The organism is Citrobacter sp. RHB35-C21 (assembly GCF_013816515.1).
Classification (GTDB): Bacteria; Pseudomonadota; Gammaproteobacteria; order Enterobacterales; family Enterobacteriaceae; genus Citrobacter; species Citrobacter braakii.
The window spans coordinates 1,142,288-1,163,029 of sequence record NZ_CP057147.1; the positions used below are offsets into that span (position 1 = coordinate 1,142,288).

Annotated in this window: 21 protein-coding genes; 9 read left to right on the top strand and 12 right to left on the bottom strand. The window is 49.9% G+C overall.

Annotated features, from left to right (window positions below; translation table 11 throughout):
* Positions 1 to 42: 42 nt before the first annotated feature.
* From HVZ39_RS05545 to HVZ39_RS05575, 7 genes are all read left to right on the top strand, one after another.
* Positions 43 to 366, top strand: a complete 324-nt coding sequence (locus HVZ39_RS05545) for a DUF3561 family protein (RefSeq protein WP_016154211.1) — start codon at positions 43 to 45, stop codon at positions 364 to 366.
* Positions 367 to 581: 215 nt separating this feature from the next.
* Positions 582 to 893, top strand: a complete 312-nt coding sequence (ftsB, locus tag HVZ39_RS05550; RefSeq protein WP_003034163.1) for a cell division protein FtsB — start codon at positions 582 to 584, stop codon at positions 891 to 893.
* A gap of 18 nt (positions 894 to 911) precedes the next feature.
* Positions 912 to 1,622 carry a 2-C-methyl-D-erythritol 4-phosphate cytidylyltransferase gene (ispD, locus tag HVZ39_RS05555; RefSeq protein ID WP_181633314.1) on the top strand — a complete coding sequence of 237 codons (711 nt, stop codon included), beginning with the start codon at positions 912 to 914 and terminating at the stop codon, positions 1,620 to 1,622.
* Positions 1,622 to 2,101, top strand: coding sequence for a 2-C-methyl-D-erythritol 2,4-cyclodiphosphate synthase (gene ispF / locus HVZ39_RS05560; protein WP_016154209.1), 480 nt, complete (start codon positions 1,622 to 1,624; stop codon positions 2,099 to 2,101). The genes ispD and ispF overlap by 1 nt, the downstream gene beginning before the upstream one ends.
* The gene (truD, locus tag HVZ39_RS05565; RefSeq protein WP_137367379.1) at positions 2,098 to 3,147 is read left to right on the top strand and encodes a tRNA pseudouridine(13) synthase TruD; all 1,050 of its coding nucleotides are present in this window, start codon (positions 2,098 to 2,100) and stop codon (positions 3,145 to 3,147) included. The genes ispF and truD overlap by 4 nt, the downstream gene beginning before the upstream one ends.
* Positions 3,128 to 3,889, top strand: coding sequence for a 5'/3'-nucleotidase SurE (surE, locus tag HVZ39_RS05570; protein ID WP_016154207.1), 762 nt, complete (start codon positions 3,128 to 3,130; stop codon positions 3,887 to 3,889). Before truD ends, surE begins: the two co-directional genes overlap by 20 nt.
* On the top strand, positions 3,883 to 4,509 hold the full coding sequence (locus HVZ39_RS05575; protein WP_003034172.1) for a protein-L-isoaspartate(D-aspartate) O-methyltransferase: 627 nt from the start codon (positions 3,883 to 3,885) through the stop codon (positions 4,507 to 4,509). Before surE ends, HVZ39_RS05575 begins: the two co-directional genes overlap by 7 nt.
* A 32-nt stretch (positions 4,510 to 4,541) precedes the next feature.
* Here HVZ39_RS05575 and HVZ39_RS26555 read toward each other — a convergent pair whose 3' ends face one another.
* Positions 4,542 to 4,769: a hypothetical protein gene (locus HVZ39_RS26555; RefSeq protein WP_225622947.1), complete on the bottom strand. Its 228-nt coding sequence runs from the start codon at positions 4,767 to 4,769 to the stop codon at positions 4,542 to 4,544.
* Here HVZ39_RS26555 and nlpD point away from each other — a divergent pair.
* Both nlpD and rpoS read left to right on the top strand, forming a co-directional pair.
* Entirely contained in the window at positions 4,672 to 5,754 is a 1,083-nt protein-coding gene (gene nlpD / locus HVZ39_RS05580; RefSeq protein WP_230330220.1) for a murein hydrolase activator NlpD, read from the top strand. The genes HVZ39_RS26555 and nlpD overlap by 98 nt on opposite strands.
* Before the next feature lie 62 nt (positions 5,755 to 5,816).
* Positions 5,817 to 6,809, top strand: a complete 993-nt coding sequence (gene rpoS, locus HVZ39_RS05585; protein WP_000081498.1) for an RNA polymerase sigma factor RpoS — start codon at positions 5,817 to 5,819, stop codon at positions 6,807 to 6,809.
* 79 nt (positions 6,810 to 6,888) lie between these two features.
* On the opposite strand, the gene mutS is transcribed toward rpoS, so the two are convergent.
* The 11 genes from mutS to HVZ39_RS05640 all read right to left on the bottom strand — a co-directional run bounded on the left by mutS (position 6,889) and on the right by HVZ39_RS05640 (position 20,717).
* On the bottom strand, positions 6,889 to 9,450 hold the full coding sequence (mutS, locus tag HVZ39_RS05590) for a DNA mismatch repair protein MutS (RefSeq protein WP_047414286.1): 2,562 nt from the start codon (positions 9,448 to 9,450) through the stop codon (positions 6,889 to 6,891).
* A 409-nt stretch (positions 9,451 to 9,859) separates the two neighbouring features.
* Positions 9,860 to 10,465, bottom strand: coding sequence for a hypothetical protein (locus HVZ39_RS05595; RefSeq protein WP_181633315.1), 606 nt, complete (start codon positions 10,463 to 10,465; stop codon positions 9,860 to 9,862).
* 136 nt (positions 10,466 to 10,601) lie between these two features.
* Positions 10,602 to 11,276: a Crp/Fnr family transcriptional regulator gene (locus HVZ39_RS05600; RefSeq protein ID WP_047414281.1), complete on the bottom strand. Its 675-nt coding sequence runs from the start codon at positions 11,274 to 11,276 to the stop codon at positions 10,602 to 10,604.
* A gap of 24 nt (positions 11,277 to 11,300) precedes the next feature.
* Positions 11,301 to 11,774 (bottom strand): hypothetical protein, encoded by a 474-nt coding sequence (locus HVZ39_RS05605; protein ID WP_047414279.1) that lies wholly within the window; start codon positions 11,772 to 11,774, stop codon positions 11,301 to 11,303.
* Complete coding sequence (locus HVZ39_RS05610; RefSeq protein ID WP_104651270.1) at positions 11,771 to 12,547, bottom strand: winged helix-turn-helix domain-containing protein; 777 nt, start codon at positions 12,545 to 12,547, stop codon at positions 11,771 to 11,773. Before HVZ39_RS05610 ends, HVZ39_RS05605 begins: the two co-directional genes overlap by 4 nt.
* A 69-nt stretch (positions 12,548 to 12,616) precedes the next feature.
* Complete coding sequence (locus HVZ39_RS05615) at positions 12,617 to 13,804, bottom strand: HD domain-containing phosphohydrolase (RefSeq protein WP_047414275.1); 1,188 nt, start codon at positions 13,802 to 13,804, stop codon at positions 12,617 to 12,619.
* 68 nt (positions 13,805 to 13,872) lie between these two features.
* The gene (locus HVZ39_RS05620; protein ID WP_047414273.1) at positions 13,873 to 15,051 is read right to left on the bottom strand and encodes a fimbrial protein; all 1,179 of its coding nucleotides are present in this window, start codon (positions 15,049 to 15,051) and stop codon (positions 13,873 to 13,875) included.
* Between the two features lie 20 nt (positions 15,052 to 15,071).
* Positions 15,072 to 17,576: a fimbria/pilus outer membrane usher protein gene (locus HVZ39_RS05625; RefSeq protein ID WP_103928523.1), complete on the bottom strand. Its 2,505-nt coding sequence runs from the start codon at positions 17,574 to 17,576 to the stop codon at positions 15,072 to 15,074.
* A gap of 33 nt (positions 17,577 to 17,609) precedes the next feature.
* Positions 17,610 to 18,317 (bottom strand): fimbria/pilus periplasmic chaperone, encoded by a 708-nt coding sequence (locus HVZ39_RS05630; protein WP_049040384.1) that lies wholly within the window; start codon positions 18,315 to 18,317, stop codon positions 17,610 to 17,612.
* A 41-nt stretch (positions 18,318 to 18,358) separates the two neighbouring features.
* Positions 18,359 to 18,919, bottom strand: coding sequence for a fimbrial protein (locus HVZ39_RS05635; RefSeq protein ID WP_047357877.1), 561 nt, complete (start codon positions 18,917 to 18,919; stop codon positions 18,359 to 18,361).
* A gap of 1,243 nt (positions 18,920 to 20,162) precedes the next feature.
* The gene (locus HVZ39_RS05640) at positions 20,163 to 20,717 is read right to left on the bottom strand and encodes a LuxR C-terminal-related transcriptional regulator (RefSeq protein ID WP_181633316.1); all 555 of its coding nucleotides are present in this window, start codon (positions 20,715 to 20,717) and stop codon (positions 20,163 to 20,165) included.
* Between the last annotated feature and the right edge of the window lie 25 nt (positions 20,718 to 20,742).

Consider the following 20,742-nt stretch of genomic DNA (forward strand, 5'->3'; position numbering starts at 1 on the left):
CCGAGCTTGTATGCCCGGTCAGTCACGGTCACAGGATTAGATATGCGTAACAGCCATAACATTACTATTACAGAGTCAGATACCTTCGCCGCCGACGATGAAACCACTTGGTCACTACCGGGTGCCGTGGTCGGTTTTATCGCGTGGCTGTTGGCGCTGGGGATTCCGTTTCTGATTTATGGCCCTAACACACTCTTTTTCTTCATTTATACCTGGCCCTTTTTCCTCGCATTGCTGCCCGTGGCGATTGTTGCGGGTATTGCGCTGCACTCCCTATTGAAGGGGCTGTTGCTGCTGAGCATTACCTGCACCCTACTGGTGGTTGGGGCGATGTTTGGCGCGCTATTTCTGTGGTTGTTGGGTTAGGCAAACGCCTTTTTTTAACAATCGCTGATGTTGTTCACTCTCTGGTCATAATTCAAACCGTAACCAACAATGAGATTATGTTCTCCTTACACGGGGTATACGTAACAACGGGCAAATGTGGTACATTTGCCCGCGTTGTCGCGGCATTCCCGACCGTTGATGTAAAGTTGTCTGCGGAAGTTATGGGATGTTAATGCCGTTTTTCAGGGGGCAGGATGGGTAAACTAACGCTGCTGTTGCTGGCTTTATTGGTCTGGCTGCAGTATTCGCTGTGGTTCGGTAAGAACGGCATACATGACTATAGTCGCGTCAACGATGATGTTGCTGCGCAGCAAGCTACGAACGCGAAACTTAAAGCACGTAACGATCAGCTCTTTGCCGAAATTGACGATCTCAATGGCGGACAAGAGGCTATTGAGGAGCGCGCGCGCAACGAACTCAGCATGACTAAGCCGGGCGAAACCTTTTATCGTCTGGTGCCTGACGCGTCTAAACGCGCTCAGACTGCAGGGCAAAATAATCGATAAACCGTCCAGGGATTTAACATGGCAGCCACTTTATTGGACGTTTGCGCCGTGGTGCCGGCTGCCGGGTTTGGCCGCCGAATGCAAACAGAGTGTCCTAAGCAGTACCTCTCTATTGGCAATAAAACCATTCTTGAACACTCGGTTGATGCGCTGCTGGCTCATCCCCGGGTGACGCGAGTCGTTATCGCTATCAGCCCAGGCGACACCCGCTTTGCCCAACTTCCACTCGCCGCGCATCCGCAAATTACCGTAGTGGATGGCGGCAACGAGCGTGCCGATTCTGTCCTTGCCGGTTTGCAAGCCGCAGGTGAGGCCAGTTGGGTACTGGTGCATGACGCCGCGCGTCCGTGTCTGCACCAGGATGATTTAGCCCGTTTGCTGGCAATCAGTGAGACCAGCCGCACCGGCGGGATCCTGGCGGCACCAGTACGCGACACGATGAAGCGCGCGGAGCCGGGCCGAACAGACATTGCCCATACGGTCGATCGCACCGATTTATGGCACGCGTTGACGCCGCAGTTTTTCCCTCGCGAGCTGTTGCACGACTGCCTGACCCGTGCGCTCCACGAAGGCGCAACCATTACGGATGAGGCCTCGGCGCTGGAATATTGCGGCTTACACCCTCAGCTCGTTGAAGGACGGGCTGATAATATTAAAGTAACGCGTCCAGAGGATTTGGCGTTGGCCGAATTTTATCTGACCCGGACTACCCACCAGGAGAAGACATAATGCGAATTGGACACGGTTTCGACGTACACGCTTTTGGCGGAGAAGGCCCAATTATCATTGGTGGTGTGCGCATCCCGTATGAAAAAGGATTGCTGGCGCATTCTGATGGCGATGTGGCGTTACACGCGCTAACCGATGCTCTGCTGGGCGCGGCTGCGCTCGGGGATATCGGTAAACTCTTCCCTGACACCGACCCGACCTTTAAAGGTGCCGATAGTCGTGAATTATTGCGAGAAGCCTGGCGGCGTATTCAGGCCAAAGGCTATACGCTTGGTAATGTGGATGTGACAATTATTGCTCAGGCGCCGAAGATGCTGCCGCACATTCCGCAAATGCGCGTGTTTATTGCCGAAGATCTCGGCTGCCATATGGATGATGTTAACGTGAAAGCGACCACCACGGAAAAACTCGGTTTTACCGGGCGTGGGGAAGGGATTGCCTGTGAAGCGGTGGCGTTACTCATTAAGGCACCGAAATGACTGTGTTTGACGATCTGACGTATCTCCATGGCAAACCACTGGGCCATGGCGTCCTGAAAGCGAATCCGGAAGACTTTGTTGTCGTCGAAGATTTAGGCTTCGAACCGGATGGCGAAGGCGAGCATGTTTTGGTGCGCATCCTGAAAAACGGTTGTAACACCCGTTTTGTGGCTGACGCGCTGGCGAAATTCCTGAAAATTCACGCCCGTGAAGTGAGCTTTGCCGGGCAGAAAGATAAGCATGCGGTCACGGAACAGTGGCTGTGCGCGCGCGTACCGGGCAATACAATGCCTGATCTAAGCAAATTTGAGCTCGAAGGCTGTAAAGTTCTGGAGTACGCGCGCCACAAGCGTAAGCTGCGTTTAGGGGCGCTGAAAGGCAACGAATTTACGCTGGTGTTGCGTGAAGTGAGCGAGCGAAATGACGTTGAAGCGCGTTTGCAGGCGATTAGCGAACGCGGCGTACCGAACTATTTTGGCGCTCAGCGTTTTGGTATCGGCGGTAGCAACCTGCAAGGGGCGCTGCGCTGGGCACAAAGCGATGCGCCGGTGCGCGATCGCAATAAACGCAGTTTTTGGTTGTCGGCGGCCCGTAGCGCGTTGTTTAATCAGATAGTCAGTGAACGCTTGAAAAAAACAGACTTTAATCAAGTTGTTGACGGCGATGCGCTACAATTATCCGGACGCGGAAGCTGGTTTGTCGCCACACAGGAAGAACACACTGAATTACAGCGTCGCGTCGATGAGAAAGAATTGATGATCACAGCGGCATTACCGGGCAGCGGTGAGTGGGGAACTCAGCGCGACGCACTGGCGTTTGAAAAAGCCGCTGTTGCTGATGAAACCGCGCTGCAGTCTCTGTTATTGCGCGAGAAAGTCGACGCGTCGCGTCGCGCTATGTTGCTGTATCCACAACAATTAAGCTGGAACTGGTGGGATGACGTAACCGTCGAGTTACGCTTCTGGCTACCGGCAGGTAGCTTCGCCACCAGTGTTGTAAGGGAACTTATTAACACAATGGGTGATTATGCGTATATTGCTGAGTAACGATGATGGGGTCCACGCACCCGGTATACAAACGCTGGCGAAAGCGCTGCGTGAGTTTGCTGACGTACAGGTGGTTGCCCCGGATCGTAACCGCAGTGGCGCGTCTAACTCGCTGACGCTGGAATCCTCACTTCGCACCTTTACCTATGATAACGGCGATATCGCCGTACAAATGGGTACGCCCACCGACTGCGTCTATCTGGGCGTGAACGCATTAATGCGTCCGCGTCCGGACATTGTCGTTTCTGGTATTAATGCGGGTCCTAATCTGGGTGATGATGTTATCTATTCCGGTACCGTTGCGGCGGCAATGGAAGGTCGTCATCTGGGGTTCCCGGCGCTGGCTGTCTCACTTGATGGCCATAAACACTACGATACTGCTGCCGCAGTAACCTGTCGTATCTTACGGGCGCTGAGTCGTGAACCGCTGCGCACCGGTCGCATTTTGAATATCAACGTGCCGGATTTACCGCTGGATCAGATTAAAGGTATTCGCGTCACGCGCTGCGGCAGTCGCCATCCGGCGGATCAGGTTATTCCACAGCAGGACCCACGCGGTAATACGCTGTACTGGATCGGGCCACCGGGCGAAAAGTGCGACGCCGGGCCGGATACGGATTTTGCCGCCGTCGATGAAGGCTATGTTTCTATCACGCCGCTGCATGTCGATTTAACCGCATACGGCGCGCATGAAGTGGTTTCTGACTGGTTAGACAGCGTGGGAGTCGACACGCAATGGTAAGCAGACGCGTACACACTCTTCTTGAACAATTACGTGCGCAGGGCATCAGAGATGAGCTTGTCCTCGATGCGCTCGCCGCCGTGCCGCGTGAAAAATTCATTGATGAGGCGTTTGAACATAAGGCCTGGGACAATATTGCCCTGCCGATTGGTCAGGGGCAGACGATTTCGCAGCCCTATATGGTTGCGCGAATGACCGAACTGCTTGAGCTAACGCCGCAGTCTCGGGTGCTGGAAATTGGTACTGGCTCTGGCTACCAGACGGCGATTCTGGCGCACCTGGTGCATCATGTGTGCTCCGTTGAGCGCATTAAAGGTTTGCAATGGCAGGCGCGTCGCCGCCTGAAGCAGCTTGATTTACATAATGTTTCGACCCGTCATGGTGATGGATGGCAAGGCTGGCAGGCGCGAGCTCCGTTTGACGCTATCATTGTAACGGCAGCGCCGCCCGAGATCCCAACCGCATTGATGATGCAACTGGATGAGGGCGGCATTCTCGTCTTACCCGTGGGCGATGAGCACCAGTTTCTGAAGCGGGTGCGTCGTCGGGGAGGCGAATTTATTATCGATACCGTGGAGGCCGTACGTTTCGTTCCCTTAGTGAAAGGGGAGCTTGCGTAGATAGCGCTGCTGAATACCTGGAGTTTTCCTGGTTATTCTCGAAAGAGTAAGCGTATTGTGACGGTGCCTTGCACGGTGATTACGTCACTGGTTTTAACCAATTTTCCTGGGGGATAAATGAGCGCGGGAAGCCACAAATTTACCGTTCGCCGCATTGCGGCATTGTCACTGGTTTCACTATGGTTGGCAGGTTGTTCAAACACCTCGAATCCACCAGCGCCGGTCAGCTCGGTTAACGGTAGTGCATCAACGAACACCAGTTCTGGCATGCTGATTACGCCTCCACCTAAAATGGGCTCGACGTCGACAGTACAGCAGACGCCACAGATCCAGTCGGTGCAGCAACCAACCACACAGCCAACGCAAATCCAGCCTGTTGCTCAACAGCCTGTGCAGATGGAAAACGGTCGTATTGTATACAATCGTAAGTATGGGAATATTCCGAAAGGTAGCTACACGGGCGGCAGTACCTATACTGTTAAGAAAGGCGATACCCTTTTCTATATTGCCTGGATCACCGGGAACGATTTCCGTGACCTCGCACAACGCAATAACGTTCCGGCCCCGTATGGCCTGAATGTCGGTCAAACTCTGCAAGTGGGCAACGCGTCTGGTGCACCGATTACCGGTGGCAATGCCATCACCCAGGCGGATGCAGCACAGCAAGGAGTTGTGACCAACCCTGCACAAAATTCCACCGTTGCTGTTGCTTCGAAACCAACAATTACGTATTCTGAGGATTCAGGTGAACAAAGTGCTAACAAAATGTTGCCGAACAACAAGCCTGCTGGGACTGTGGTCACAGCGCCTGTAACGGCTCCAGCAGTTAGCACAACCGAATCAACTGCAAGCTCAACGTCGACTAGCTCGCCAATCTCTACATGGCGCTGGCCGACTGACGGCAAAGTGATCGAAAACTTTGCGGCTACCGAAGGTGGCAATAAAGGGATCGACATTGCAGGCAGCAAAGGACAGGCTATTGTCGCGACCGCAGATGGACGCGTCGTCTATGCCGGTAATGCGCTGCGTGGTTACGGTAATCTTATTATCATCAAACATAACGATGATTACCTGAGCGCCTACGCCCATAACGATACAATGCTGGTCCGGGAACAACAAGAAATCAAGGCGGGGCAGAAAATAGCTACCATGGGTAGCACCGGAACCAGTTCAACACGCTTGCATTTTGAAATTCGTTACAAGGGGAAATCCGTAAACCCGCTGCGCTATTTACCGCAGCGATAATTAGGCGGAACCAGGCTTTCACGTGCTAGTTCCGTTAGGGATCACGGGTAGGAGCCACCTTTATGAGTCAGAATACGCTGAAAGTTCATGATTTAAATGAAGATGCGGAATTTGATGAGAACGGAGTAGAGGCTTTTGATGAAAAAGCCTTGAGTGAAGAGGAACCCAGTGATAACGACCTGGCTGAAGAAGAGCTGTTATCGCAGGGGGCCACACAGCGTGTGTTGGACGCGACTCAGCTTTACCTTGGTGAGATTGGTTATTCACCACTGTTAACAGCCGAAGAAGAAGTTTATTTTGCGCGTCGCGCACTGCGTGGAGATGTCGCATCTCGCCGTCGCATGATTGAAAGTAACCTGCGTCTGGTGGTGAAAATTGCTCGTCGTTATGGCAATCGTGGTCTGGCATTGCTGGACCTGATTGAAGAGGGCAATTTAGGGCTTATCCGTGCCGTCGAGAAGTTTGACCCGGAACGTGGGTTCCGCTTCTCAACATACGCAACCTGGTGGATCCGCCAGACGATCGAACGGGCGATTATGAACCAAACCCGTACGATCCGACTGCCGATTCACATTGTAAAAGAGCTGAACGTCTATCTGCGTACCGCGCGTGAGTTGTCGCATAAACTGGACCACGAACCGAGTGCAGAAGAGATTGCTGAACAACTGGATAAACCGGTTGATGACGTCAGCCGTATGCTCCGACTCAACGAGCGTATTACCTCGGTAGACACCCCGCTGGGTGGCGATTCCGAAAAAGCGTTGCTGGATATTCTGGCCGATGAAAAGGAAAACGGTCCGGAAGACACCACGCAAGACGATGATATGAAACAGAGCATCGTCAAATGGCTGTTCGAACTGAACGCCAAACAGCGTGAAGTGCTGGCACGTCGTTTTGGTCTGCTGGGGTACGAAGCTGCGACACTGGAAGATGTGGGCCGTGAAATTGGTCTCACTCGTGAACGTGTTCGCCAGATTCAGGTTGAAGGTCTGCGTCGTCTGCGTGAAATTCTGCAGACTCAGGGACTGAATATCGAAGCGCTTTTCCGCGAGTAAGCACAAGTTCTATCAAGAAAGGCCAGTCTCATTGGGACTGGCCTTTTTCTTTAGGGCTACCGCTATCGGGCTCTTTTTGCTACACCAGACTTTTCAACCGGTAGATCCACTCCAGCGCCTGGCGAGGCGTTAGTGAATCCGGGTCGAGGTTTTCCAGCGCATCAACGGCGGGTGACGTTTCTTCCGGTACTGACAGCAGCGACATCTGCGTGCCGTCGACCTGGGTTGCGGCAACATTTGGCGCGATGCTTTCCAGTTCGCGCAGTTTTTGCCGCGCGCGTTTGATCACCTCTTTCGGTACGCCAGCCAGGGCAGCGACTGCCAGACCATAGCTCTTGCTCGCCGCGCCATCCTGCACGCTGTGCATGAAGGCGATGGTATCGCCGTGCTCTAACGCATCCAGATGCACATTAGCGACACCCTCCATTTTCTCCGGTAACTGCGTCAGTTCGAAGTAATGGGTCGCAAATAAAGTTAATGCTTTGATTTTATTTGCCAGATTTTCTGCGCATGCCCATGCCAGCGACAGGCCGTCGTAGGTGGAGGTACCGCGTCCAATCTCATCCATCAGCACCAGACTGTTCTCGGTGGCGTTATGCAGAATGTTGGCGGTTTCGGTCATTTCTACCATGAAGGTGGAACGACCTGATGCCAGATCATCCGCCGCGCCCACGCGGGTAAAGATACGATCGATAGGCCCGATCTCGACTTTCTGTGCCGGAACGTAGCTGCCGATATAGGCCAGTAGCGCAATCAACGCAGTCTGGCGCATATAGGTACTTTTACCCCCCATGTTTGGGCCGGTGATGATCAGCATCCGTCGCTGAGGTGAGAGGTTAAGCGGGTTGGCGATAAACGGCTCGGTCAGCACCTGTTCAACCACCGGATGGCGTCCCTCGGTAATACGAATACCGGGTTTATCGGTGAAGATCGGACAGGTGTAATTCAGGGTATAAGCACGCTCCGCGAGGTTGACCAGCACGTCCAACTCCGCCAGCGCGCTGGCGCTCTGTTGCAAATCAGCCAGGTGTGGCAGCAGCATGTCGAACAGTTCGTCATACAGCTGTTTTTCCAGCGCCAGCGCTTTGCCTTTTGAGGTCAGAACTTTGTCTTCGTACTCTTTCAGTTCCGGAATAATGTAGCGTTCGGCGTTTTTCAATGTCTGGCGGCGTACGTAGTTAATTGGCGCCAGATGACTTTGCCCACGGCTGATCTGAATGTAGTAGCCGTGCACGGCGTTAAATCCTACTTTCAGCGTGTCCAGACCGGTGCGTTCGCGTTCGCGGATTTCCAGTCTATCGAGGTAGTCCGTGGCGCCATCAGCCAGCGCTCGCCACTCGTCAAGCTCTTCATTGTAGCCTGGGGCAATGACGCCGCCGTCACGGACGAGCACCGGCGGAGCTTCCACGACGGCACGTTCCAACAGTTCACGCAGCTCAGTAAACTCACCCATTTTCTCGCGCAGCATCTGCACGGGGGCACTGTCTACGTTTTCCAGTTGTGCGCGCAGTTCGGGTAATTGCTGGAAGGCATGACGCATACGGGCCAGATCGCGCGGGCGCGCAGTACGCAGGGCCAGACGCGCCAGAATACGTTCCAGATCGCCTACCTGACGCAGCACGGGTTGTAATTCGCTGGTGGTATCCTGCAGCGCGCCGATGGTCTGTTGGCGCTCGATGAGGATTTTGGTGTCGCGGACCGGCATATGCAGCCAGCGCTTGAGCATACGGCTACCCATCGGTGTCACGGTGCAGTCGAGTACTGAAGCCAGCGTGTTTTCCACCCCGCCCGCCAGGTTCTGGGTGATTTCCAGATTGCGGCGTGTGGCGGCGTCCATGATGATGCTGTCCTGCTGACGCTCCATGGTGATGGAGCGAATATGCGGAAGCGAAGTGCGTTGGGTATCTTTTACGTATTGCAGCAGACAGCCGGCAGCGCATAACCCGCGTGGGGCGTTTTCCACGCCAAAGCCAATCAGATCCCGCGTGCCGAACTGCAGATTTAACTGCTGACGGGCGGTATCAATTTCAAATTCCCACAGCGGACGACGACGCAGGCCGCGACGTCCCTCTATCAGCGAGGTTTCGGCAAAATCCTCGGCATACAGCAATTCAGCGGGGTTGGTGCGCTGCAATTCCGCGGCCATGGTTTCGCGGTCAGCGGGTTCACTGACACGAAAACGCCCGGAGCTGATATCCAGCGTAGCGTAGCCGTACCCTTTACTGTCTTGCCAGATGGCGGCCAGCAGGTTGTCCTGGCGTTCCTGCAACAACGCTTCATCACTGATGGTGCCTGGTGTGACAATACGTACCACTTTGCGCTCAACCGGGCCTTTGCTGGTCGCCGGATCGCCAATCTGTTCACAAATAGCAACGGACTCACCCTGATTGACCAGCTTGGCGAGGTAGTTTTCTACCGCATGATGAGGAATGCCTGCCATCGGGATTGGCTCGCCCGCAGATGCGCCGCGTTTGGTCAGGGAGATATCAAGCAGCTGAGACGCGCGTTTCGCATCGTCATAAAACAGTTCGTAAAAGTCGCCCATGCGGTAAAACAGCAGTATTTCCGGGTGCTGAGCCTTCAGCTTGAGATACTGCTGCATCATTGGGGTGTGTGAATCTAAATTTTCTATTGTACTCATTGGTTTATGATGTCCATTTTCTTAATTTTTAATGAGTTAGTGATTTTTTGGTTATCATTAAGTTTCACGTTGTCTCATCGAATATCATGAAATCCTACATTTAAAGGTGGGTTAACGTGTGCCTTGCCAACCTATACCTGGGTAAAATATGGGCATATACAGAGTAACCTACCTTGATGTTCATGATTGCATAAGGTGCATGATAACGGAGTCTTTATGGCAGGAAAACAAGAGGGAAAGCTACTTTCGTTTAAAGCGGTAGAAATGATGAAGCCAGGCGACAAAGATAAGTCCATAAATGACTCTGAGGTGTCTGTTAAATCCGTAGTGATTCAACCTGTACGACAACCGGGGCGATATCTCAGTCCGGAGGCCATTAGACAGGCCTCGTCGTGAGGATCGAATCTGCTTACAGATGTAGGGTCGATCCATTATTCTGGAATACACCGGTATCAGGACGATGTTTCATGCAATTTATCTGCTGGAGTTCCTCAATGGTATATTCGCGGTACAAGAAATACTGGATTTGGGTACCGTATCTGAGGTTCATTTTCTGAGCCAAGGCTGATACCCGCTGATACACTGCTTTCGTTGAGCAGTGCAGAAGTTGGGATGTGGCAGTAATATTTATTTGTCGGCGTAACGCACAGGCTACGGAAATCTCGGTATGGGTAAGGTTACGTAGCTCCCGCAAAGAATCAATTATGGTGAGTATATGATAGACAGTATATCTTCGGCCTTCATTAATATACTGGATAAACTCCGTTACAGAGGCGGTTCTGGAGATACCCTCCAGTGATGAAAGCACCTTTGATAACATTCCACGGCCTTTTACAAAAATGATAGAATAGCTGTCGGTCAGTTCATTGCAAATACGATGTTTAATATCATGTAAGCTGAAGAAAGATTCAATATCAATAATACATAAGTTCTCTTCGCGCAGGCTATCTATTGGCATCAGCCCTCCCGCAGACCGGGTAAAAAAAATATCATCAGAGAATACGACAAACGACATTGGGAAAAACCTTAACTCTTTGTTTTTAAGAAAAATTAGTCCGGTGCTTTCCTCAAAGGGATACACTGGACAATAAATGATTTACGGATTTTTTGAGATGAAACTAAGAAATTACAAGAAGATCATCATTCAGACGCTATTTTTTGTCTGACACCATTAGCGTTATCTCTTTTTTATTTAGCATGGAAATAATCCCCTGATCCTTCAGGCTATCCAGGGCACGCGACAAGGTGGATATCGAAATGCCCAGAACCTGGGCCAGTTCTTTCTTACTGATCGGTAACTCAAGGTTGAGATGCTCAAAGCCATACTCTTTATAAGTGCGAGACAACAGTTGCAGGAAATATTGAACCTTCTGCAAGGTATCACTTTTGGTCAATACTGAAATAAATTGCTGTTTTTCCTGCGCCGAACGTGACAGGATCCTGACAATAAAATCTGTAAATCCTGGCATCAGCTGGCTCATTTCGTAGAAATGATCGCTTCTCAGTACGCAAACTTCTATTTCCGTTGCGGCTTGAATATCCTGCTGACTGTACCCGATGTGCAGCTCCTCCACGCCCATCACCTGTCCTGGCAAAACGATCCCCATCAGTTGCCCGCGCGCATCGTAAACCTTAGCGGCCCCGCTACGTAGGGCATACAGCTCGTCTATTTTCTCTCCCCGACGATAAATATATTCACCTCTGGCAATCTTCTTTTTTGTCTCCAGATTGCGGATAAACAATGGATCTTTCTGCCTGAACAGATAGGCAGAGCACAGTTCTGCAAAACCGCACTCTTCACAATTGACACAATTATTTCTTTTCATAGTGAATGTATAACACCATCCCTGTTATTGAATCACACAGTTCATTAAGGGTGATAAGGTATTTGCAATCGTAATATAGTTATTGTCTTTTTTGTCTAAGGAAATAACGTATTCCCCTTCCATCCCAAATATTTTTGTTGTCAGCAGGGTAATGTCTTCCGGCACATTATCGTGAGCCATGATATCTTTTGTCGTCGTATTCATACGATACTGGTTCCCACTGACGTTATGATAGGTAAATGTTATATAACGCGACAATCGATATTGACGCCCCTGATAGTCAATGTTGCCGGAAAGATTAAATACGCCCGTTTCGTTCTTGTTAAATTCAAACGTGATATTTCCTTTGAATAAGAGAGCGTGATCCGAAGCGTCAACATAGGTGATATTCGCAAAGCAGCGTTTGTCAAAATAAACACCCGATCGCAGGCTTAGTTGCCATGTTAACAGACAAATCAACGCGACCACTGCCAGCACTAAGGTTGTCATCAGCTTCATTTTAATTTCCAGTTAAAAGCATAATGGTTCTCACAATAGACAATTTTTGCTGTTGCCTTATCTGTTGGACAATAAGAGTAGAAAAACCGACCATGACTACCGTAAAGAACACTGGGTTGAAAATAAACCATAATCTGCGCGGGTTTCCGGGCGCACTTTAGCTCAAGTTCAGGCTGTAGCTGACGGATAATATTCATGACCTGAGGGTCAACTTCCTCCGATAAATCTTCATAGGCAGTAAATTTGCAGTTCCCGATTTCACCAATACGGTATTCGGCTGCAAAACGCGGTGAACCCTGTTTCTGGCTGAGTATCCACAGATTGGCCAGCAGCAAAAACGCGATAGCCGCAATCAGCCAGAGGTTTTTTTTATCCTTCGTTGCCGCCTTACGCAGGGATACCGGAAGAGGTGTGGTACTCACCATTTCTTCATCATTCTGCAGTTCAACGGCGATTTCCGGTGAGAAGTAAAAGCCCACCTTGGGTACGGCTACAATAATTTCCTCAATGAATATTAAGGATGTTAATGTTTTTCTGAGGATACTAATGTACTGGCTCAGCGATGAACTGGAACCCGGATGGCCCGCTTCCTCCCAGACTTTATCCAGAAGATAATCGCGTTCAAGTACCCGGCCTGGCGACGCAATCAGTAACGAAAGAATACGGTTAGCGGTATTTGTTAGCCTTTTACTTTGCTCGTTTCCGGGTTCCTTGACCACAAGTTCCCCGCTCTCGCTATCGTAAATGACTCTATTGGCTATCAAATATTTCATTCGCGTTTTCTTTCGGTAAATTTATACAATATGCATTCTGCACGGCTGCGATTTCGGGTTATGCCTGGCTTAGTACATCGCAACCAAAGGTCTGAGCACTGCAATATTATGGCTTAGCAGATCGACAATGTCCCGATCCAGACGAAAATTTGACGCCTCTTCCTCCAGAATAATCAATGCTTTTTCGCTGGACATCCCCTGACGATAGGGGCGGTTCTCGGTCATCGCGGTGAAAACATCAGCCACAGCAATAATACGCGAAGGGATATCCAGCGCAGCCGCACCCAGACGAAAAGGGTAGCCGCTGCCGTCGAGGCGTTCATGATGTCTTGCCGCCCAGTGTACGATTTCACCCAGCTCTTCAATAGGGTGTAGCATCTCCAGCGTCTTATAGCTGTGGCGCTTCATTTGCGCATACTCGTCCGGCTCCAGCTTTCCCTGCTTCTCGAGGATTTCCAGTGGAATACCCAGCTTGCCAATATCGTGCAGGTACCCCGCGATGCGGATTTTATCCTGGGTGTAGCGATCGCAGCCGTACAGCTCCGCAAGCTTCGCCGCCACGTGAGCCACGCTGGTACTGTGAGTCTGCGTAAAGCTGCTGTATTTATCGACGATATTCGAAATCAGCAGGCAGACCTCCAGAAAATCATGGTGATCCAGCACCACATCATTGAGCGGGCTGATAACGCGCAGCACCTGTTGTAATGAGGGCGAACTCAGGCGAAACCAGAAACCATCCTCATGGCTGGCATCCTGTAGCGCCTCGACCAGGCACGATGGCCATAGTGGGCTACTGGCCAGAAAACCGGAAACAATATTATGCCGTTGGGCCACATAGTCACCTTCAATCCCGCGCAGCCACAGCTCAAACTCATCGGCCAGATGCACCAGATGCCAGGTATTTAGCATTGTATTCTGCGTGTAACCCAAGGCATCCGCGTGGCGCGTTTCAAGAATTGCGGTCACTGGCTGTAAAAAACGTACGCCGGACATCATTGAGGCGCCAAGTCGTCCATGCTCTTCAATAAAGGCTTTACCATGGGCGCCACTGAAGGGATGCACTTTGCTCAGCGCCCCGATATTGTGCAACATACCCGCAAGCCAGGCGTTATTGATGGCTGCACTGTCAAAACCGGCTCGATTCCCGAGATACCAGCAAATGAGACCCGTGCGTTGCAAATGATGCACCAGTTCAGGAGAAAGCGGGTGCATAATGCTGTGCAGAAGATCAAGCACGGTTTGAACAGATATTTTCATAAAATCCTTTAAGAGAATTAAATTAAAAACTTACTGTAGCCCGTCTGGGCCACAGTAAAATAGGGGGGTTAATCGTAGCCAAACATTATCTGCGCAGTCGCCACCACGCTACCGGTTGATAATGCTGATGCGTTATAAACTTTGTAATAAGCATGAAGATAAATGTATTGCGTATTGCTTATATCATCATCTTTAGCGATATCTAATATTTGTGAGGCATGTTCCATATTATTGCTACTGGATATTTGCACCTCATCATAGTCACCCATAAACATCCGGCTACGAATGGCAATACCTACCCCTCCCGCCGTGGTTTCATCGTTGACCATTATCTGGTAGCTGGTATCAGAACTGACTAAATCATTGCTGGATAACCAGGCCTTAACATTGCGGGTAGACGTTTTAATTCCGGCCAGGTTGCCGCACTTCAGCGGGATCGTGAAATCGGCACCAGCTGCCTTTCCATTTTTTTTCAGGACGCTAAACGGAGCAGGGGGTAATTTCACGCTCATGTCCCGCGTCATATTGCAGGTTGTTTCTTTTGGCTCAAACTGAATCGTCAGCTTCTCATAAGCAATAAAATAATCGGTATTCCAGCTTTTGCGTGCGGTTTCAGACATCATATTGGACCAGGCGCGATAAGCATATGTTTTGCTGGAAAGGAACGGTGAGCTGGAGCCGCTTCCGGTACCGCTCATCACCGCAGGTATGACCGACAGTGCGCCGCTGGTTGTGGTTTTGGTATAGCTTTCCATGCCCACAGGCGGAGCCGACATTAACTCCGCCCGCAGCGTATATTGTGTCTGATATGACAGAGAGTGAATGCCCACGATACCGCTGACAGTCACTTTGGTATCGCCACTAATGGTGGCCGTTAATTTTATCCAGTAGCTACTTTCACCATCCGCACTGTTGAAATTCAAATAAACAGGAGAACCGTTGAAACCGGTAAAATAATATAAGTGGTCTTGCGCCAGACCACCGATCCCAATATTCCCGTAAGTACAGGTCATGCTACCCGACCAACTGGTGGTATAGGAATATTCAACGACGTTTGAATTCACGAAAGCCGATGAAAGATTTAGCGACTTATCCGATTCTGCGACGCTGGTAAAAAGTATGCCGGAATTACGGCAGGTATCGCCTGTTACACCGCGAGACTGAGCCTGCGACTGTGCTTGTGCAGATAATATTGGGAGTGCGGTCAGTATTATGGCCGTAACCATAAGATAAAATAATTTTTTCATGATTGATTCTGTTAGCTGAGTTAGCGACAAATATTTTCAGCATGCTCTGCAGGCTGGGAAATAGTGCAGAATTTTTTAGTCTTGCCTTTGCTGATATTCACTTTCAGGCTGGCGGGAAGCGTCTCTGACTTAATAAAAATCTGACTCCCCTGTGCGACATAGCCGACTTCTTCATTCCCGGCACCGCTGACAACCGCGCCAAACGGCAACTGACCCCCTTCAGCGGTTTGCACATCAAAAGTGAAGAGTCTGCGCGTGTCAGTTTTGTACTTCAGCCAGCTGATACTGCCTTCGTACGGCGCCACATTGAGTAAATTACCTTCAAGGTCGACGTCGCTTTTTTGGGTCCCATCCTGCTCCAGATGGAAATTATTCTGTCGGTACGGTGTCGCGCTGGTGATGAGGGCGATACCTTTGCTGTTGGTGTGTGCGGAGGTATCGCCGTTAACGACCGCGTTCACCACTCCAGGCGCTTCAATAATGACAAAATTACGTCCGTTATGAGGAGACGCCAGCAGCCCACCCTTCCATGCCAGCAGATTGCCGCTGGCACCCAGGCTTAGCTGGCGATATTCACGGGCCAGCGTCGCGCCGCTGTTCATGCTGGTATAGTCATTTTTCCAGCTGGTGTAGAGATCGGCTGCCCGCGAATCGTTGTCACTGTCGTGGCTCAGCATCAGGCTGTAGTCAACATCATGCATATTCCCGCTCATGCTGACATCAGAAGAGGAATATTTGCCGTTCTGCACGCTGGCATGAGAAGACAGGCTGCCGCCGCTGCCGAATATCGACATCGGTATCGTGACAGAAAAATAGAGGTTGTTTTCCGTCTTACCGCGTGAACGCAACGCGCTCACCAGGTCGCCTTCATAATTGGTTTCATAGTCGTAATAGGACTGCGTAACCTCCGAGCGGCGCAGCGAAACCGAGTAGTTGACGCCGTGACTGGCATTGCTCCAGGTCAGGTTGTACTGACGGCTACTTTTCTGACCGCGCCAGTAATCGCGCCAGTAGGCTGAAAGCGACAGTCTTCCAAATTGTTCCCCCAGCGGCTGATTAATATTGGCGCTAAAGGCTTGTTTGCTGTTGATCGTTGAGGTGCCCGTTCCGCCATAATCCTTAATATTGGATTTGGTCAGGATATAATCGCTAAAAGAAGCGTAATCCTGAGTACGGTAATAATACGAAGCCAGCGAAATATTGGTGCGGGTCGGGAAGTATTTACTCCAGGACAGCGCGTATTTTTCTCCGTGGCGACGGCTATCGCCAGGCAGACGATACTGCGACTCCTCCACGGAAGCCGAGAGTGACCCAGCGTAGGGGATGGAAACAGCTCCTCCCAGAAGCAGAGACTGATAATTCTGGCTCCAGATCCCGCCCGCTGACGCGGTGAGGTAGTTATTCACCCCACGTGAATAGCTCACCTGGGTAAAATGGCTGCTATCGTCGACGTTGCGCATGTCCACCGCCCCGACGTTAATCTGATAGTCGCTGCTGCCGGGGCGCTGCATATCCGGGATCGAGGAGAATGGCACAATGAAGCGCTCAATGTTGCCGCCGGTGTTTTTTACCTCGACGGATAAATCGCTGCGTGAGCCGGTAGGCATCAGATCGCGGATGGCAAAGGGACCTGGCGGGACATTGATCTGGTGGATGATATGACCATCCTGGGAGATACTGACCACCGCAGAACTGGTTGCAACACCTTCGATCACCGGCATATAAACGTTTTCGCTGTCCGGTAACATCTGACGACTTTTATTCAGTGTCACCCCACGAAAACGGACCGTGTCAAAATAATCAGACGTCGTATAGCTTCGACCAATGCGCAGTACCGAATCGATTGCCGCAATTGGTTTTTCAACAAAACGCGTGGTATTTATCCAGCTACCTTTGTTCATTGCGCTGTAGCGCATCCACGATGAGCTATCGAGAAAATGCCAGCCATACATGTTTAGTCCGCTGTTCAGCGATAAATACAGATTATCGCTGTCACTATAGCCATTCTGCAGGCCGTGAAAATTGTAATAGTTGAAATTGTAATTGGTATACAGGCCATTAATTCCCTGATCCCATTTTTGCGGTGACACCCAGTTACGGCTATATTCTTTTACGAAAGCCTGAGGTACTTCTAAATCCAAACGCAGTGTGCCGGGTATCAGGGCGCTTTTCCCTCCGTGTAGCAGGGTATTAACGTCGAGCTTTTCAGCGGTGCTTTTATTTACAATATCATCCAGCCCCTGAATATCCAGTAGAGATGCGTCGTCTTTATTAATAAGCAGAGTACCTTTATCGTCATTAGCGACGGAAATATTAAATTTCCCGCGCCAGACGTTATTCACATAAACATCCAAATCATAAGCCCCCGGCGTCATAACCAGCCGAGAATTACTCCAGTCCATATCTGCTGAATTACCTACCAGCAGGCTGCTATTAAAATCCTCCGCCAACGCGCCGTATGAAAATATCGCGAGGCTGACAGAGTGAACTAGCAAACTTATACGAAACAGAGAACTGTTTTTCATCAGAATTGAACCTGGAGTCATTTATCTGGGATATCAGTGGATAGTGCTGAATCTCTTTGCGCCATAATCATCAAGCCAGGTAAGGCGATATTGCCCACCGGACTGAATTTTGCTGGATACCAGCGCGCAGCCAAACGGCGGTATAAACGCAGTCTCAGCCAGTAAATTATCTTTTCGGCTTTGCTTTAGCTCGCCCCCCTGCCAGGTCACGACCTGAGGGATGGTCATGTAATATGGCGAATTATTCTTCAGGCAGGTGTGACCGCCAGAAGTCGAAACGGTAATTTTCTCCGCCACGCTGCTGTCGAGATCGCTCAGTTGATCCGGACGATAGAACAGTTTTATACGATTGCGAATGGCCACTTGTAGGTAGCTATCGCCACTGCCTTCAGGGACGGGAGGGACATCCAGAACGTTAAGCCAGAACACACTTTCGCGGTCTTTTGGCAGCGAATGGGTGTTCATCGCCGAGATTTTCAGAGCCTGTCCGGCGTGTCCGCTCATTTTTACGACCGGAGGCAGCAGAGAAAACGGCACTTTGACTTTCTCCGGCGCGGCGGAAGCATCGCCCTCGTCAATCCAGGACTGCACCAGATGGGTTTGTTCGCTGTCGTTTACCAGTTGCACCGACACAAATTTGGCGCTGGCCGGATAAATAACACGCGTTTCGTTGATCACAACGCTTGCGCTGGCATTCATGGAAATGAACGTAGCCGCAAGAAAAAATATCAGAGTTTTCATAATGTCGTAGAGGAGAGCCGGGGAGACCCCGGCTGAATGAGTTAGTCGTAGCTGAAGGAATAAGTTGCGTCAGTAACCACTTTACCGGTTGTTACGGCCGCGCCACCGTAGTTGTAGTAGTTGGCATACATGGTCAGTGTGACGCCATCTTCGGTGGCAGCGTCAGCGGAACTCAGACCAGTATCGAAAGCGGTATCAAACGGTACGGCAGTGTTACCGTCTTTGGTTAGCGCAATACCCACACCCTCGGCACCATTGTCGCTGTAGTTTTTCAGGTATTTAGCATCATCCGACAGGTTGCTGCTGCTGAAAGTGATTTTAAGCGTTTTAGCTTCGTCCGATGCCGCAGAGCAGTTTTTCAGATTCATGGTGAAGTCTTTGGCGTTGGTTTTAACAACACCGGCGGTGGTGCCCATATCACCCACAGCAATAGGGGAAAGGTTTACCGTGAAGTCTGAACCGTTATTGGTCACTACGTTACAGGTGGTATCGGACACTGAACCGTTAAAGGTAATAGTGCCACCCGCTACGCCGGTTGATTCAGCTGCAAATGCAGAGCTGGAAACCATCAATGCCGCTACGATGAATGTTTTGTTAAACATTTGTGTATATCCCATTTTCATAATCAAATTTACTTTTGTCAGTAGCGTGAAACTTTTTCCCTGCTCCCTGGTTCGCGCTACATCATCCCTGGCATCTGAACAGATGTTGATGATTCATTTCACCTTCTCTGGAGTGGCGCATTCGGTTGCAGAACAACATTTCGCGTCACGCTGTAAGGTTGGAATATAAGACCATTGTTTGCATATTTGGTAAATGTAAATATCGATTAAATTATTTTTTTAAGATTAAAACGCTATTTTTAATGTTTTTTATAAATTTATATCATGAGCGAGGGGGTGAAGAGGCTAGCGTTAAGAAAGTAATTACTGGTTAGATGATGGACAAAAGCTGCAAATGACGTTTTTGCAGAACAGCGGAATAGGCGAATGAATAAATTAATTAACTAATTGTTATCAAAAGCTTAATAAAATAAACGTGTTAGATACAATTACTGTGTCGGCCCTGGGCTAAAGTGGACTCCCAGGCAGGGCAATCAATCGGGTTATGAACATGATCAATACCTGTCTGACCGGATGATTGTGCCGCATTGCAGAATATCAGCTTGGCACACCGTCAAATTTCACCGCTAACTCTGCGCCTGAAAAGTCGCCCGAGCTATAAAATCATCGTTGCATCAATATACAACTGTCGGTGACATTTATTACTGGCGGTCAGAGAGGGAAGGGATGCCGTATATCGGGTCTGCAATTCGCTGCGGACCCGCCTGAGTTTTACCGGTCTACACGAGCCAGATGCTACGGTGAGTAGCGCTCGCCGACGATTTTTACCGTTTCAAGATTCTGTGTTATCTGAAGCTATCGTTCTTTAAATACCTTTAAAGTAGTGCCAGGACAATTTCAGGATTGATACCAGGTGCTCAGAGATCCTGCAACATGTACGGAATAAATGGGATAGCATCAGTTGTTTCAGCGGCAAGAGAACGTGCAAGTTTATCCTGTACACTCCTGTTGATTATTATCTCTCCGTCTTTCCAGTCGGGATTTTAGCTAATGTCAGCTAAAACAGACCACCCTCAAATACTGATCACGGGCAAGTGATCGTGGCATCAACAATGCGGTTAAATGTACCCGTTCCTGTGCTTCCACCTGCTATAAGTAACAACGTTCGAAAAGACCAGTTGGTGGTTGTTATTTCATCCTGTCTATTATCAAATACCCCTTGAGGCCATCACTTTCTGCCTGCATTCTTTAATGGTCTGTTGATATTAAAAATCTCGGAGGTTCAGGGGAAAAGCCCTTCTCCGGTTTCAGCATCAAGGACAAACTCTGAGAAAATAAATTGTCTGATCTGCAGTATCGAACTGAGGTTAAACTTTTGCCTGATCTTGCTGGTATAGGTATAAACAGTTTTTGGCGACAGATGAATTTTCCTGGCAATCGCCAAGGTGTCGTCAGTATCACGCAGGGCAAAAAGTGTCTTTTTTTCCTGACCTGAAAGCAAGCTGAGATCCCTGCAGCATGCAATATGATTTAACGCATATTGAGGTGAATGCGTCCTGCCGTCATTGAGTTGTTTTCGAAAGTCCTTAAAGCACGATTTTCTGTATATCGTCACAAGCGGCTCAAGAACCCTTGAACTGACATCTTTGCCACCGATGAAGATTAACCCGTGCTTATCAGTCAGTTTCTTTCTTTTCAGTAGTCTGAAAATCGCGCCCAAGCTTCTGTAAGATTCAATATCAACAATGCAGAGCTTCCTGGCGGGAGACACCTGTTCAAGGATGACAGACAACGCTTTCTTTAAATAAACATCTTTTGTCAAAATTATGTGAGGCATAGACATTACCCGTACATGAAGGATA

What these genes read in the sequence shown, in the direction of transcription:
- truD (WP_137367379.1), top strand. Translation starts at nt 2,098, where the DNA reads ATGACTGTGTTTGACGATCTGACGTATCTCCATGGCAAACCACTGGGC.
- HVZ39_RS05620 (WP_047414273.1), bottom strand. Translation starts at nt 15,051, where the DNA reads ATGAAAAAATTATTTTATCTTATGGTTACGGCCATAATACTGACCGCA.
- ftsB (WP_003034163.1), top strand. Translation starts at nt 582, where the DNA reads ATGGGTAAACTAACGCTGCTGTTGCTGGCTTTATTGGTCTGGCTGCAG.
- HVZ39_RS05575 (WP_003034172.1), top strand. Translation starts at nt 3,883, where the DNA reads ATGGTAAGCAGACGCGTACACACTCTTCTTGAACAATTACGTGCGCAG.
- rpoS (WP_000081498.1), top strand. Translation starts at nt 5,817, where the DNA reads ATGAGTCAGAATACGCTGAAAGTTCATGATTTAAATGAAGATGCGGAA.
- HVZ39_RS05625 (WP_103928523.1), bottom strand. Translation starts at nt 17,576, where the DNA reads ATGAAAAACAGTTCTCTGTTTCGTATAAGTTTGCTAGTTCACTCTGTC.
- HVZ39_RS05635 (WP_047357877.1), bottom strand. Translation starts at nt 18,919, where the DNA reads ATGTTTAACAAAACATTCATCGTAGCGGCATTGATGGTTTCCAGCTCT.
- HVZ39_RS05610 (WP_104651270.1), bottom strand. Translation starts at nt 12,547, where the DNA reads ATGAAATATTTGATAGCCAATAGAGTCATTTACGATAGCGAGAGCGGG.
- HVZ39_RS05605 (WP_047414279.1), bottom strand. Translation starts at nt 11,774, where the DNA reads ATGAAGCTGATGACAACCTTAGTGCTGGCAGTGGTCGCGTTGATTTGT.
- mutS (WP_047414286.1), bottom strand. Translation starts at nt 9,450, where the DNA reads ATGAGTACAATAGAAAATTTAGATTCACACACCCCAATGATGCAGCAG.
- ispF (WP_016154209.1), top strand. Translation starts at nt 1,622, where the DNA reads ATGCGAATTGGACACGGTTTCGACGTACACGCTTTTGGCGGAGAAGGC.
- HVZ39_RS05595 (WP_181633315.1), bottom strand. Translation starts at nt 10,465, where the DNA reads ATGTCGTTTGTCGTATTCTCTGATGATATTTTTTTTACCCGGTCTGCG.
- HVZ39_RS05615 (WP_047414275.1), bottom strand. Translation starts at nt 13,804, where the DNA reads ATGAAAATATCTGTTCAAACCGTGCTTGATCTTCTGCACAGCATTATG.
- HVZ39_RS05630 (WP_049040384.1), bottom strand. Translation starts at nt 18,317, where the DNA reads ATGAAAACTCTGATATTTTTTCTTGCGGCTACGTTCATTTCCATGAAT.
- HVZ39_RS05640 (WP_181633316.1), bottom strand. Translation starts at nt 20,717, where the DNA reads ATGCCTCACATAATTTTGACAAAAGATGTTTATTTAAAGAAAGCGTTG.
- HVZ39_RS05545 (WP_016154211.1), top strand. Translation starts at nt 43, where the DNA reads ATGCGTAACAGCCATAACATTACTATTACAGAGTCAGATACCTTCGCC.
- ispD (WP_181633314.1), top strand. Translation starts at nt 912, where the DNA reads ATGGCAGCCACTTTATTGGACGTTTGCGCCGTGGTGCCGGCTGCCGGG.
- surE (WP_016154207.1), top strand. Translation starts at nt 3,128, where the DNA reads ATGCGTATATTGCTGAGTAACGATGATGGGGTCCACGCACCCGGTATA.
- HVZ39_RS05600 (WP_047414281.1), bottom strand. Translation starts at nt 11,276, where the DNA reads ATGAAAAGAAATAATTGTGTCAATTGTGAAGAGTGCGGTTTTGCAGAA.